The following is a 15489-nucleotide window of genomic DNA, read 5'->3' on the forward strand; positions in this document are numbered from 1 at the left end:
CGCTCTCAATGGTTGAGAACGGACTCTTTTTATGGGTATCTAAGACAGTAATATTATGCTTATAGCACTGTTGATACAGACTTTATAATGCAGCTCATTTGACAATCGAGTAGCACCATTTTGGATCATTTACACTATTTTAGATCAGTTACATAGTCATACTACAGCTTACTGTGCTGCGGTCTCATCAGTAGCGTCGCCAGCATTCCCAGCATCTAAGTCACCATCCGCTTGCTCAGCTGTCAAATCAGCATCAGCAACAGCGGCTTGGCTTACAGTACCAGAAGCAGTTGCGGTACCAGCTTCTGCAGTGACAACTGCACTATCTGCATCTGCATCTGCCGCTGGTGTTACGGTTGCATCTGCTGCAGTATCAGGCGCTGTAGCATCTGACGCTTCTTCTGTTGCTGCAGCTTCTGCATCAGCTGGAGCCGCTTCTTCAGTAGCAGTGGCTTCTGCTTCATCTGCCGCGGCTGATGCTTCAGTTGTCTCAGCAGTGATATGCTCGCCTGCTGGACGCAAAAATGCAGAAACACCAATAAGTAAGACAATACCTAAGAACATGGCAATGCCACCTAAAGCGAATAACAGCTCTTTTTTTGGATTGTTATTAACGATACCTTCTGACATACCTTATCCACCTTGCACAAAATATTTGAAATATTGACCTATTATATCGCAATTTATACTGATTTGTGAAAACCCTTAAGTATTTAAAGGGTTTATTATCCACAATTTAAATATTCATTTTTGACACTTGTGACAGCTAACTACTTAATCAGTTATCTCTTATTCACTATCAACACATCTTACTTAATAATACTACTTAACCAAACGTACTGGAGTTTTCGGACGTTTACCTAAATAGCTGAGTATCAGCAACAGTGCCATGATAAACAAAATAGGATATTGACCAAAGCGCATAAATGGCGTATTACCAACTCGCGCCTGAATATCACCGCGCAATACAGTACGTTCAAACTGCGGTGCACGCTCTACGATACGACCTTTATGGTCGATAATAGCTGTCACACCTGTGTTGGTCGCACGCATAAACCAGCGGCCGTTTTCTAGTGCGCGCATCTGTACCATTTGTAGATGCTGTAGTGGGCCTGCTGACGTACCAAACCAAGCGTCGTTTGAGATGGTCAATAAGAAGTCCGTGCCAATGGCATTTTTGCGCGTGGTATCTGGATACGCCACTTCGTAACAGATGGCTGCACCTAAATTATGCCCTCGCACACGCAGCGGTGACTGCTGATCACTACCACGACTATAGCTCATAATGTCTTGGCTGCCTGCTAGATTAGGTAGAATATCGAGCACGCCTTGGAATGGAATATATTCCCCAAATGGCACCAGACGTTGCTTTTTATACAGCCCCTCTGCCTGTGCCCCTAGCGCAACCACGCTATTATAAAATGGCGGATATTTATCTGTACTGGCATCAAACGCTGCTTCATCCTTATAAGGAATACCTGTTACCCATGTCGTGTCAGTCTCTTTGGCCATCGCGACCATTTCGCTGATAAAACCAACAGCTTCTGTCTGAAACATGGGAATCGACGATTCAGGCCACAGCACGATGTCACGTCCCCATTCATCTCGGGTCAACGTTGCATAGATTTTTAGCGTCTCAATCTGATACTCAGTGAGCCATTTTAGGTCTTGCGGGATATTACCTTGAATCAAAGATACCGATAGATCAGGAGTGCCTTTTGGTTTGGTCCATTGCGGATTGATCAACCATAGCGCGCTACTAATGATTAGCAAGGCTATCGATGGAATCATATAGCCACCGCGGCGACGCAACAGCTCAACGATACTGGCAGCCAGTAGTACCGCCACAAAAGAAACCGCAAAGACACCAGCCACAGGCGCGAGCGACGACAACCAGTACTGCTCAGTAAACGCGTAACCAACGAATAGCCAAGGAAAGCCAGTAAACAACCACGTTTTCATCCACTCTTGGAGTATCCACAGGGCAGCAAAAGATAACGGCTGCTTGCCGACTACACGATTAAAGATGAGCGCCAAAAAGCCATGGAACAAGCCCATGCCTAGACCCATGAGCGCAATCATAATCAGTGCAAGCCATGCGGGTGTATCACCATAAACGTGTATCGAGGTATATAGCCAAAACGCGCCAACACACCATAGCCCTGTACCGTAGGCCTGACCGATTAGAAAGGCGCGGCGACCTGTCATCGCTGGTACCAATAACGCATATAAGATGGCAGGTGATACCAAGGCAACTGGCCAAATGCCATAAGGCGCGAGCGCGAGTATGAAAGCGGCCCCTGCCAGCCAAGCTATTAGTACCGTCAACCCCATATGTAAACCTTTTGGCTTATCGGGGTTCAGACGTTTTTGCAAATCAACAGTAGACAGACGCATAGCAGTTATCCAAAACCATATTTTCTAAAATTTCTCAGCTAAGCGATGAGATAACACTCACGCAAAACCTGACTGCACAATGCTTTATGCAGGGCCACAAATAAAACCCACCCATGATACCAGTCAAAACCTACAAGTGGGTAAATTTGCGTAGCTAAAACCTCATTCTAAAGACCAAAAGGCAGAAAGCAAAAAACACGATTTTTCATCGTGTTTTTTGTGGAATTTGCTAACAAGTTTTATTTATTGACCAATTATCGTGACAATATAATCAAGCTAGTGGCTGCCTATTAATATCTGTTGCTCGGCATTGGTTTTGGTCAGCTCTAGATTTTGGATAAATCGCCCTTCTACATCGGTAATAGTAATTTTCCAATCATCTATCACGACGCTCTCGCCTTCTAGATCACCAACGAAGCCAAGCGCTTGCATGACCAGACCGCCCATCGTATCGACATCGGTATCGTCAAAACGGCTACCAAGCTCATCATTACAGTCTTCAATTACTGTAGACGCTTGCACACGCCATGTATTTGGTTTTTCTGGATCAGGGACAATGTTATTGATATCGCTGTCTTCATCAAAGTCATCATGCTCATCAACGATGTCGCCCACGATTTCTTCCAACAAGTCTTCCATGGTGACCACACCACCGAAGTTACCAAACTCATCCACGACAATCGCCATGTGTACTTGAGTACGCTGCAAAGAGCGTAGCAAGGTATCAGAACGAGCCGTTTCACTGATATATAGCGGCTGACGCACCAAGTCTCTAAGACGCTTACTGTCAATTTTATCTTCTTGATTGCGGACCATATGTACCAAAATTGGAATCAAGTCTTTTGCCAATAAGATACCGATGACGGCATCATCATCTTGACTGTCAAAAACAGGATAGCGCGAATGGGTGGTCTCAAGAATGATGTCCATCACTTCAGCAAGACTGGTACTCTCGTGCAGACCAATTACTTGCGGACGCGGCGTCATGATTTCGCGGACTTGTGTCGCAGGCAAATCTAACACGCCTTCTAGCATATCGACAGTATCAGGCTCTAAAAACTGGCGCGAGTCTTGTACCAGACGAATCAATTCATCACGGGTTTCGGGGGCGGTCGATAGCCAGCGTTTTAAGCCGCGCATCGACCAACTACTCGGGCTGGGAGTGTCGTCAGACATGGTGGTGTGATTTAACCTCTTTAGTTAATAAAAATCAGAATAGTATTCAATAAAAAAACGAACAATACTCAATAAAAAAACAAGTAGAGCCTAGATGGGGATAAAAGTAGCAAATAAAACAGCTAGTTTGTTATTAATTACTGCATGAATAACAAATTTGCTAGTACAAATTAGCTTCACTTTATCGCAAGGCTCACCGACATTCAACGATAAATTCACTCAAATTGTATTGTCAGCGTGTTGTAAACTTTGCTATGGTCAAAGCCTTTATTTATCAAAGCAAACCCTATGTCGCTACGTTCCGTTTTTTCTCACTTACTCTCGTCGCGTTCACGCAGTCGACTGTCAGACAGTCGTGGCTTAGAGAAGCGTGGTTTAGAGAACCTTGACTTAAAACGCGAAACATTAAAAAACAGCTCATTAGATAGCAATCAGCCAAAGTCTACATGGCACCAGCATCTTGTGACTTTTTTAATCGCCGTTACGTTGTTGTTATCAGCGCTATGGTTGTTACTCGCGATTTGGTATCAGTGTGGTGTCAGCTCAGTATTGACTTGGCTTGCGACAATAGCAATTGTAGGCATATTAGCTGCGCTGCTAAGTACACGTTATTGGAATGTCGTCACAAGAGTATTGCACAGTGACTCACTATCTAATAAAAAATCAATTAGCAAAGGCACAGCAACCAAGCTGCTTATCGGTATATATGGCGCTGTTTGGCTCGTGGGTCTAGGTTGGTTTTTTTCTATCGAACCGAAACAAGATCGAGAATGGATGGCTGAGGTCGACCAGCGAGTCTCCTATGAGCGCGATGCGACCAATCCTGACTTGATTACCTTAACCAATGTTCGAAACTTTGATTGGCAAACTGAAGAGGATGCTACCGAGCACTGGGATACTCGTACGATTGATCTGTCTAAACTCTCTGGCGTTGATGTGACCAATTCTTATTGGATGGGACCACTGATTGCTCATACCTTGGTTAGCTTTCGATTTGAAGGTGATAGACCACTTGCCTTCTCATTCGAGATACGTAAAGAAGATGGCGAGTCTTTTTCAGCACTTGCTGGCTTTTTTCGACGTTATGAGCTGAGCCTGATTGTCGCAGAAGAGCGCGACATTATCTATACCCGTAGCAACGCGCGTGGCGAGCAGGTTTATCTGTTTCCTATTAGCAATTTGCAACAGCATGAAGTCAAATCACTATTTGAGTCTTATCTGACTGCGGCTGATGATTTGAACGCTAAACCTGCTTGGTACAATACATTGATTAGCAACTGTACCAATATTATCTTTTATATGGCGCGTATCGTTAGTGGCGATCGTTTGCCATGGGATTATCGGATTTGGGTGTCTGGTTGGTTACCGAACTATCTATATGATGTAGGTATGTTGGATGCTGCTCCCGAAAAGAACAACCAACCTTGGTCAATGAATACGTGGTATGAGCGTACCCATATTAACCCGAAAGCAAAAGGCTTTGATAATCAAGTTAACTCACAGTCTGATATCGATAGAGATAAAAACAGCCATAAATTCTCACAGCAGATTCGTCAAGATATTCCGATACCAGCATTGGCTAACTCGCAAGCCAGTGCGGAAGCAAAAGCCAAATCTACTGCTCAGGCATCTAACTAACTGTAGACTAAGGGTTAACCCAGTTAACCACCCGCGTTTCCATCTCTTCATCAGACATACCGATTTCCGTGACACAGCGACCGGCGACGCCCACGTTGGCCGCTCGCATTTGTTGTTGTGTTACCACAGCATCCCCAGTCAATAATAAATGCCAACTTGGTAAGCCCTGCCCTTTATACAAACGCTTATAAGCGCAGTGCGATGGTAGCCACATCATCTTGGGTAAGTTGTCCATAGTCAGCTGAATACAGTCTGGTACGTGCTCCTGACGCGTTGCATAGTGACTGCAATACCCCGTCGCGCAGTCCATCAACTGGCAGGTGACATCGGTATATTCGACCAGCTCCTCATCCACATTGCCGCTTTCATCTTCATCGATGTACTTAATCAAGCAGCAACTGCCGCAACCATCGCACAGTGCTTCCCACTCGCTATGGTTTAGTTCTGTTAACGCAAATCGCGACCAAAACTGCGGACGTAGTGGCTCGGACTCATACTTAGAGTCAGCATCAGCATTAGAATCGACATCGGCACTATCAGGGCACAAACTCACCGATTGCGCAGGCGTGGGCGCTACATCGAGACCTAAGTTTAAGTCTGATTGGTCATTATTTTTGTTTAACAAATTTATAGTCATAAAGTCGCAGTAGCATTTTGATAAAGAGCGTTACAGTATTATAGCTGTTTTTGCTAGACATGGGCGTTAAGGTAGTACGAGTTAGAAAAACGAACCATCACAATGACGAATAATTAAAACTCACAACATAAAAAAGGACAATAATATGTCAATTAAGACGTTTGAATTAATCAGTACTACCGAGAATGGTGTAGAACTTATCAGTTATGTAGCACTACCAGAAAACGCTTCAGATGAAAATCCAGCAGCAGGTATCTTGGTTGCACCAGAATGGTGGGGCGTGGTCGATCATCCAAAATCAGTGGTTGAGCGTTTGGCAGAAGCGGGCTATGCAGCAGTCGCTATGGACGTTTACGGTGAAGGCAAACTAACTACTGATGCAGCGCAGGCAAACATGTGGATGGAGCAAGTACTGGCCGATCAAGACATGCTAATGGCACGCTGCCGCTTAATCCTTAATGACTTCAGCGATCAGTTATCAGTCGATGGTGATAACCTAGGCGCAATCGGTTACTGCTTCGGTGGTAAAGTTGTACTAGATATGGCTCGCGAAGGCATGCCGCTAAAAGCGGTTGCTACGTTCCATGGTAACCCAACCCCAAAACAGCCAGCAGACAAAAACTTTGCAGCAAAAGTGTTGGTCGCTCATGGCCGTGATGACTCAATGGTATCAATGGATGCTATCGAAGGTCTAAAATCAGAGCTAGATGCAGCCGATGTTGACTACACTATCGACGTCTATGACAATGCCAAACATGGCTTTACCAACCCGCATGCCGATGAGCGTGCAGCTAAAAATGAAGTAGATCTTGGCTATAATGAAGCCGCTGCTAAACAAAGCTGGGAAAACATGCTTGAGTTTATGAAAGCCAATTTAGCATAAGAAATGATTTGGTATAAAGACTATTAAAAAGGGTAGCTTAATTATTAAGCTACCCTTTTATTTTGAGTGTCATTCTAGCATTTGTCTTTTAGCCCAGTAATTAGAGTAGTCTTGTGCTTCTTATCAAATCACGTCATTATCACTTTACTATAAACTGGATTGAGTGACGAAGATGTTGTATCTAATGGTGACCCAGTTGGGCTGGCTGGCTTTTACGATTTTATTGATCGTAGTGGTCGCATTATATACTAGGATAGCTCGAAAAATCGAGCATCTACGCCGTGATGTAACGACGCTGCAAGCTGAGCTTGAGCAGCAAAGACATCGTATTATGTCGCCTCCATCTGCACCTTTGATCGATAAAAGCAATTATGCACGCAACACTGCTACTGACGATCATGATCTTAAAGACAATGTTCCTAAAGACAATATTCCTAAAGACAGTAACACTAAAGACCATGATGCTAAAGAAATAGCTTTTGACTCACAACACTCTTCTCTAGATAATCGGCTGCCTGTATCACCACCACCGCTTCCTACCGTTGCTTCAAACTCGACCACACATGCAGCATCAAATATATCTAATAGTAAATCTATAGACGATAACGCCTCGATAAATACGAAAAATACGGCGTCGTCCGCACCGATTGAGCCAGATGAACGCTCATTACCTATTGTGACCTCGCTCATTCACTCAATAAAAAACTGGTTTTTCGGTGGCAACTTGGTCGTGCGAGTCGGCGTACTGGTGCTGCTGGTAGGTGTGGTGCTCCTGCTTCGCTTATTGAGCGAATATATCGAGATTTCAATTACCACAAAGCTGATAGCAGTTGGCGTTACAGGGTTAGCATTGGCAGCGCTTGGGTTAAAGCTAACGGCAAAACGCTTCTCATATGGGATTACGCTACAAGGTGCAGGTTTAGCAATTGCGTATCTAAGTACCTTTTTTGCTTACAGTGTTTATGAAATCATTCCTAGCATCCCAAGCTTTATCGGGCTTGGGTTATTGTCTGCCATTACCATTGCCCTTGCCGTACGTCAAAACGCCTTCCCATTAGCATTACTGGCATTATCGGGTGGATTTTTTGCACCGATTTTGACCAGTGAAGATACTGGCAGCTTAGTCACGTTATTTAGCTATTATCTACTGCTAAACGTCACGATTGCCGTGATTGCTCATTATCGACCGTGGAAAATATTAAATCTATTCGGTGTGACTGTGACATTTGGCTTGGCATACTATTGGGGTATCAGCGAAAACCTGAGCGCCGTCATTGAAACGCAGCGTTGGGCATTGGTAGCGTTAGTAACCTTACACTGGCTGCTTTACTTATTTGTCGTCATTCGTTATGCCCAGCAAATCATCACTTATAATGCGCTAAATGAAAAAGACCTCAGCCATGCTGATAATATAGATAATACAAAACACTTGGACAGAGCCTATGTAAACAGCTCCTATGTATTCCCTATTGATATAGGCTTACTGTTTTCAGTACCGCTTCTGTCTTTTGGTTTATTTTCTGCCTTACTAAACGACATCTCTAACGCCCTCACGATTACCAGTGCCATTTTGGCTACGGTTTACCTTGAGATGGGCTGGTTGTTCATCCAGCGCAGTAGACGCTATGCTTTAATCACCGAAGGCATGCTGGCATTAGGATTAGGGTTTTTTGCGCTCGTTATTCCGTTGGCGCTAGATGCTGAATGGATTGCTTTTGGTTGGTCTGTACAAGGGTTGGCGCTAGTATGGTTTGGACGACGCTCGTTGCGATCGTGGTCTGTATTATTCGGCTTGCTATTACAGCTCGTCAGCATTGTTATACTAGTAACGACAGCGATATTCTCTATCACAGACTATCCCGTTTTAGCCTTTAGTATTTCAGCGCTCAGTTATCTAGCGACCGTCTTTATATTACGCGCTAGCAACTCCCCTGCTGTGCTGATTAATAGCTTAGATAGTAGTAATAACCTTAACAATAAAGGCACTACAAAATCCTCGGTCATACAATCTCAATCCTCAGTCATGCAATCACAAACATTGGACGGCACATCAGATGTACTGACCAGCTATGCGCGTGCGCTGGGTGTCAGTATGCAAGCTGCGCAGCAATGGCTGACCTCAATCAATAGTCAGAGCCGCGTATTCAAATTCGTTTGGCATAGCCCTAGATTCATCAAATTTTTGACATTGACTGCGATGGCTTGGGTGCTACAAGTACTAATGCTTGATTTGCATCATTGGTTTGATATCTGGCAATCAAGCACGACCGTAATTGCACTAGCAGCACTTGTGAGCTTGATCGCTTATTGGGTTATCAATCGCTATCGTCCGTGGGCGGAAATTAGACAGCTTAGTCATGGATTATTAGCCTTGTTCTACTTCATGCTAATACTGCAACTGCCCCAAAAGTTTGAGCGAAATCTAACATGGGCAACAGCGGAGTGGTTGGTCTTAATAGGGTTGATAGTCGGCTGGTTAATTATGGGGCAGCTATGGCTAAAAACATGGTTTGATACATGGTCTGATAATAACAGTGTCTCACGCTATACTGATGCAAGTTGGCTAGGTACGGGTATCTTACTTATTGCTGCCACGGCGCATTATGGCCTACCAGACTCTGATGGCGTGATGGCTTTCTTATTTCCAGCAGTACTCATATTATTTGGGTCATGGTTCAATCATCGTTATCTCAGACAAAATGAAGAAAATACATCAACTAGTAAAGTTTCAGAACAAGGTCTGCTGTACTGGTTTGATTGGCGACAGGCACTATTAGGATGTGTTGCCATCTTTGCTCCCATTGCTTTACTGTGGGTTGTTCTTACCAATTGGTCTTATGACGGTGTGATTTGGGGACTGTCTTATGTTCCATTATTTAATCTATATGACATCACATCGTGGCTGACATTATCGGTTGGTTTTAGTCTGTATTACATCAGCCAACGCCGACACAATGAAACCGTTATCGAGTCGAGTACAGCTGTCAAATCTAAGCGCGTATTCACCGCTGAAAATTTGCTAATTATATTGGGTCTGATCAGTTTTTGGTTAATCTCCAGCATGTTGGTCAGAACGCTACATGCCTTTATTGGTACGCCACTTTGGAATGACTATCAAGGCGGTGCATGGCAGAGCGAGCAAGTACAAACTGGACTGACGATTCTATGGACGCTCTTGGCATTGGTCGCCACCATCATGGCGAGTCGCTACTGGCAACGCGCGCTTTGGTTTATGGGTATTGGATTGTTAGGTATCGTCGTCCTCAAACTGGTCTTAGTCGATTTGTCACAGACTGAGGCAATTTGGCGAGTGATATCCTTCCTTGGCGCAGGCAGTTTAATACTATTAATTGGCTACCTTGCCCCATTACCACCCACGCATGAGGAAACAGAAAACCAAAATCAGGCGTAATGACAAAGCTGGTTGGGTGAAATTGTGCCGTGAGCAAGGTGGTTCTGTAGTAAACTGGACACCATTAGAAAGTAAACGTTGATTGTTTTACTTTTAGCATTTTTTATAAAAGGTTATGAAAGCAGATGGATAAGAGAGCAAGTATTCAGTGGTTCCCTGGGCATATGAACAAAGCCCGTAACGAAATCAAAGAAGTCATGCCGCAGATGGATTTGGTCATCGAGGTCATCGATGCGCGTATTCCTTATAGTAGTGAGAACCCAATGGTCGCAGCACTGCGCGGCGAAAAACCTGTTATCAAAATCCTAAACAAAGCTGACCTTGCCGATCCTGAGTTGACTCAAGCATGGATGGATTATCTCGAGCAGCAAGATGGGGTCAAAGCCATTGCTTGCGATACTGAAAAAGCCAATGATGTAAAACGCATCATCGCCATCTGTAAGCATCTCGTACCTAATAAAGTCGGGACTGGTCGTCAAATCAAAGCGATGATTATGGGTATTCCAAACGTTGGCAAATCAACGCTGATCAATACGCTAGCAGGACGTGCTGTGGCAAAAACAGGCGATGAGCCAGCCGTGACCAAATCGCAGCAGTTGATTAAGCTCGACGATGACATCATGCTCTATGACACGCCCGGTATGCTATGGCCAAAGGTTGAAAACGAAAACTCTGGCTATCGTTTAGCAGCGACGGGCGGTATCCGTGATACTGCTTTTGACTTCGCTGATGTGGCAAGCTATACCGCTGAGTACCTAATGCAAGCTTATCCTGAGCTGCTAAAAACTCGCTATAAAATTGAAGAGCTACCGAAGACTGACTGGGAGTTTTTTGAAGTGGCTGGGCGTAATCGCGGCTGTGTACGCGCGGGCAACCAAGTCGATACGTACCGTATGTCTGAGATTCTCATTAACGAATTGCGTAGCGCGAAGATTGGTCGCATCACGCTAGAAACACCAGCAATGACTGAAGCTGAAGAAATCGTCGTCGCTGAACAACGACTCGCTGCTGAAGAGAAGAAAAAAGCGAAAGAGGAAGAAAAGCGCTTACGTCGTCTAAAAACGCGAAAGAATCGGAAGTAGCGTTTATTTAAAAGATCATTGCTCAAAAAGCTACTACTTATATAAAAGCCCTAATGGGCTTTTTTTATGTCTGTATTATCTGTATAACATAAGTATCATATATCAAAATTATAAATATAGAGAGTGCTTAATGACAGATTACAGCATAATGAGAGAGTTAACTTTTTCGAGTAGAGATGAGTTCACACGTAAGCCTATCGCTGAAAAAATCATTAAACTCTTGGACTCAGATATTGATGTCTCACCACTTATCATTGATGGTAAATGGGGCACAGGAAAGACAGAGTTTTGTTTTAAACTTAAAAATCTGATTGAAGCAGATAGTCCCAATAACTATAAAGTTGGCTATGTAAATGCTTTTCAAGCTGATCATGCCAATGAGCCGCTCTTAACACTTATAGCTGAGGTGGCTAGTTTCTACGATGAAAAAGACGACAAGCGAAAGAATTTTATAAAAAATGCAGTCCCTTACCTAAGGCTTATTTCTGGTATAGGTCTCAAAGCAGGATTAGGATTTGCATTCGGTAGATACGCGGCAGATATTCCTGATGCACTAGCAGATGGAATGGAAGAAATAAAGGATGGGTCAAAATCTCTTATCGACCAGTCACTTGAGTCTATGATTAAAGATCAAGTAGAAGCGGAAAAGAATTTATCGACATTGCGCGATGCTCTATCAGATATTGCTTCCACAAACCCTATCATTTTACTCATTGACGAGCTTGACCGATGTCGTCCAGATTTTGCAGTGATGATGTTAGAAACTATCAAACATGTCTTTGACGTTGAAAACGTGCAGATCATCTTGATTACCAATGCGGAGCAACTTAAAGCCACTATCAAACATAACTATGGTAGCGAAACCAACTCTCGCGATTATCTATATAAATTTTTTAAATATCAAATCAATTTGCCAACTTCTATAAAAGATATCGAAGGTAGGTCTATTGAAAATAACGTTACTTACTTTAAAGCTACGGTACAAGCTAGTAAAGTTATCCCTCAAGAATTTAAAGATAATGAATTCATATATGAAATCCCAACCTTCTTGGATCTCAGTGAATTATCACTTCGTAAAATTGAACAGACTGTTCGTTGTATAGAAACGCTAATAATTTTTGAAGACAAAGAACAAAGTAAGTCACAGATTGTTGAGCAAATTCTGATGGTTTTCCTATCGTTTGTTTATATGATCAATGAAAAAATCCTTCAGCAAGTTTCGGACAAAAATGTTATCAGTAAGGACTTTTTGGAATTCATGGGCTGTGCTCGTTTAACCTTACCTAAAGATCGTATTATCGTAGAACAAAACTATGTAAGAAGTTTGATTTTGATGATATTTAATAAGCTAAATAGTAATAACAATATTTACGTTCCTAGAGATCATCAAACAGGTAGTCAGGGCGAATTTATATTAGAACGAATTCTACATAAATTTGATTTAGAGTCAGAAAAAGACCGTTTTTCTGGTTATATATCAGAAAATAGTTATATCTACGATTATGTTGATCATACTACCAACAACCTCCTACTTTTCGATATCGTTAAGTAGTTATTTTTATTATATTATTTAATAGCAGTACGTCAAAGTTGGGTCGTAGCAAATACGGATATCAGGTATAATTGTTTACCTTCAAAAAACCAAATAAAAGAGCCTATGACCCAGCCAATTGCTAATTCTGAATCTTTTGACACAATTTTTAACCACACCACCTCTTCCCTAAACTCCTTCGCCCCGCGCCTTCTCGATTGGTTTGCCGAAAACGGTCGCCATGATTTACCGTGGCAACAGCACCAGACCGATACGCCCAATCCTTATATCGTTTGGTTATCAGAAGTCATGCTCCAGCAAACGCAAGTCAACACCGTACTGCCCTATTTTGCACGGTTTATGGACACCTTTCCAACCGTACAAGATCTGGCCGCAGCAGAATGGGATATGGTCGCCGAGCATTGGGCAGGGCTTGGCTACTATGCGCGCGCCCGTAATTTGCATAAAGGGGCAAAGCAGCTGGTTGAAGTAATAAAGGAGACTGGCGAGTTCCCGCAGACACTCGCAGGTTGGGAAGCGATTTCTGGCGTTGGCCCATCAACGGCTGGGGCGATTATGGCGATGGGATTGCACCACTATGGCGTTATCTGCGATGGCAATGTCAAACGAGTACTGACACGTTGGGCAGCTATCGATGGCGACATCACTAAATCTGCTACCACCAAAGATTTATGGGCATTGGCAGAGCGACTGACACCGACAGAGAACTCAGGATTGTTTGCGCAAGCCATGATGGATATGGGTGCGACATTATGTACCCGTAGCAAGCCTGCGTGTCTATTGTGTCCATTAAAAGAAGACTGCCTAGCCCATGCGCAAGGGCGCGAGACTGATTATCCCGTCAAAGCAAAAAAGCAGCCCAAACCTAGTAAGTTCAGTGATGCCCTGCTGATCGAAAGTGCAGATGGTGACATACTATGGCTACAGCGCCCTGACAACGGTATCTGGGGCGGATTATGGAGCTTACCATTACAGTTCGTGGAAAAAGTTGATGGTAAAGCGAACAATAAGGCTACCATTAAGAAGACGCTAGCTAGTGATGATAAGCCATCAAACGATGTCCGTAGTAATGAAAAAGTATACGAAGCAGAATTTACCACTGCTGAGCAGATCATTAATGAGTGGCTGATAAAAAATGAACTGGTCGCAAAATCAGTCAGCAATACTTTGCTTGATGACGCCCCTATTAAGCATTCGCTGACGCATTTTCACTGGTATTTGACCCCGCGTAAATTGACGATTGACGCGACGCAGGTAACTGAGTTAAATCAGAAGTTAGCAGCGGCTGAAATTGACTTTAAGTGGCTAACCGAACAAAAAGCGCAAGACAGCCTAGGACTGCCTCGCGCGATGGTTAAAATCTTAGAATAAGAAATTGGAATAAAAAAAGCGACTCACTATTAATAATGAGTCGCTTTTTTATGATGACAATCTAAAAGCAGCTGAGCCTACAGCACTTTAAGATTTTGGCACACGTAAACGCATGAGTCCTTCTTGTTGCACGGTAGCGACCAGTTTGCCATCTTGCCAAAACTGACCATGATTCAAGCCTTTCGCATTAGACGTGGTATCGCTCCACATGTCGTACAGCATCCATTTATTCAAATCAAAATCACGATGGAAATGCATTGAGTGATCGATACTAGCGGCCTGTAGACCACTGGTCATAAAGCTAACACCATGTGACATCAGCCCTGTACCAACCAAATAAAAGTCTGACGAGAATGCCAATAGTGCCTGCTGAATAGCCACTGGCTGATTGCCTAACTCACGAATGCGTAGCCAGTTTGCTTGCTTAGGTTTCATTGGTTCTGGGCTAATCGGATTACGCGGCTTCACTGGCTTAATCTCGACATGACGGCGGCGCATAAATCTTGCTTTTAGCGCTTCTGGCACTTTTCCGACATTCTCTTCTTTTAAATCTTGCTCTGTCAGCAAGTCTTCTGGCGGTGGATAGACAGGCATGTCTTCTTGATACTCAAGCCCATCTTCCATCGGTGAAAACGAGGCAATCATTGAAAATATCACCTGCTCAATAGGCGGCTTACCACGTACTTCTTTGTACTGGATAGCCGTGACTTCACGTGCAGACAAGCTACGACCATCACGCAATCGACGGACTTGGTATATCACTGGTTGGTTGATATCGCCACCACGCAAAAAATATCCATGCAGTGAGTGACAAGGTTTGTCTTTATCTAATGTATGCGCCGCTGCCATAATCGCTTGAGCGAGCACTTGCCCACCAAATATACGACTGCCCACATAGTCATGGCTTTTACCCTCAAACACATCAGGGGTAACTTCAATAAGCGCGATAGTAGCCAGCAGCTCATCAATCAGTTGTAGATTATCGGACATGACGATATGTTTCCTTATTTTTATCAAAAACGCTCAGCATCTGATGATATTGATGCCATATAGCCATCATATTTGAATGTAAAATAATGCGAGATCACTTGTTAAGATCTGTCGAAGGAGACCTTAAAATAAACATACAAACATCGTTAGCGACGTTATCACCGAATATTTATTTTCTATAGAAAAGGTAAACATCTTACCCAATATTGGTGGCTTTGACTAGTTACTGTCAGCTTACTCATAAGTATTGCTTGTCAGTTTTTGCCAGACAAATCGCAACTAAAGAGCAAAGCAAGCAATCTCAACCATAAAAAAACGAGATGTATAATAACACCTCGTTTTTGACAAATA

11 protein-coding genes are annotated in these 15489 nt (G+C 43.4%); 6 read left to right on the forward strand and 5 right to left on the reverse strand.

Annotated elements, in window-relative coordinates; all coding sequences use genetic code 11:
- Positions 1-168: 168 nt before the first annotated feature.
- The 3 genes from CXF61_RS10470 to CXF61_RS10480 form a co-directional block, all read right to left on the reverse strand.
- Positions 169-630: a hypothetical protein gene (locus CXF61_RS10470; RefSeq protein ID WP_165598174.1), complete on the reverse strand. Its 462-nt coding sequence runs from the start codon at positions 628-630 to the stop codon at positions 169-171.
- A 192-nt stretch (positions 631-822) separates the two neighbouring features.
- On the reverse strand, positions 823-2397 hold the full coding sequence (lnt, locus tag CXF61_RS10475; protein ID WP_165598175.1) for an apolipoprotein N-acyltransferase: 1575 nt from the start codon (positions 2395-2397) through the stop codon (positions 823-825).
- Positions 2398-2673: 276 nt separating this feature from the next.
- Positions 2674-3573 (reverse strand): CBS domain-containing protein, encoded by a 900-nt coding sequence (locus tag CXF61_RS10480; protein WP_057761902.1) that lies wholly within the window; start codon positions 3571-3573, stop codon positions 2674-2676.
- A 288-nt stretch (positions 3574-3861) separates the two neighbouring features.
- On the opposite strand from CXF61_RS10480, the gene CXF61_RS10485 reads away from it, so the two are divergent.
- Positions 3862-5211, forward strand: coding sequence for an Lnb N-terminal periplasmic domain-containing protein (locus tag CXF61_RS10485; RefSeq protein WP_165598176.1), 1350 nt, complete (start codon positions 3862-3864; stop codon positions 5209-5211).
- 7 nt (positions 5212-5218) lie between these two features.
- On the opposite strand, the gene CXF61_RS10490 is transcribed toward CXF61_RS10485, so the two are convergent.
- A complete protein-coding gene (locus CXF61_RS10490; RefSeq protein WP_224738023.1) occupies positions 5219-5758 on the reverse strand; it encodes a YcgN family cysteine cluster protein in 540 nt (179 codons plus the stop codon).
- Between the two features lie 235 nt (positions 5759-5993).
- Between CXF61_RS10490 and CXF61_RS10495 the strand changes: the two genes are divergently transcribed.
- From CXF61_RS10495 to mutY, 5 genes are all read left to right on the forward strand, one after another.
- On the forward strand, positions 5994-6731 hold the full coding sequence (locus tag CXF61_RS10495; RefSeq protein ID WP_102078159.1) for a dienelactone hydrolase family protein: 738 nt from the start codon (positions 5994-5996) through the stop codon (positions 6729-6731).
- A 172-nt stretch (positions 6732-6903) separates the two neighbouring features.
- Complete coding sequence (locus CXF61_RS10500; protein WP_165598177.1) at positions 6904-10143, forward strand: DUF2339 domain-containing protein; 3240 nt, start codon at positions 6904-6906, stop codon at positions 10141-10143.
- Positions 10144-10268: 125 nt separating this feature from the next.
- A complete protein-coding gene (gene ylqF, locus CXF61_RS10505) occupies positions 10269-11225 on the forward strand; it encodes a ribosome biogenesis GTPase YlqF (RefSeq protein WP_057761911.1) in 957 nt (318 codons plus the stop codon).
- Positions 11226-11355: 130 nt separating this feature from the next.
- Positions 11356-12777: a KAP family P-loop NTPase fold protein gene (locus CXF61_RS10510; RefSeq protein ID WP_165598178.1), complete on the forward strand. Its 1422-nt coding sequence runs from the start codon at positions 11356-11358 to the stop codon at positions 12775-12777.
- A 105-nt stretch (positions 12778-12882) separates the two neighbouring features.
- Positions 12883-14148 (forward strand): A/G-specific adenine glycosylase, encoded by a 1266-nt coding sequence (gene mutY / locus CXF61_RS10515; RefSeq protein WP_165598179.1) that lies wholly within the window; start codon positions 12883-12885, stop codon positions 14146-14148.
- 87 nt (positions 14149-14235) lie between these two features.
- Here the strand turns inward: mutY and CXF61_RS10520 are convergent, their stop codons facing one another.
- Positions 14236-15138: an acyl-CoA thioesterase gene (locus CXF61_RS10520; RefSeq protein ID WP_165598180.1), complete on the reverse strand. Its 903-nt coding sequence runs from the start codon at positions 15136-15138 to the stop codon at positions 14236-14238.
- Positions 15139-15489 lie beyond the last annotated feature (351 nt).

Source organism: Psychrobacter sp. 4Dc (genome assembly GCF_002836715.1).
Classification (GTDB): Bacteria; Pseudomonadota; Gammaproteobacteria; order Pseudomonadales; family Moraxellaceae; genus Psychrobacter.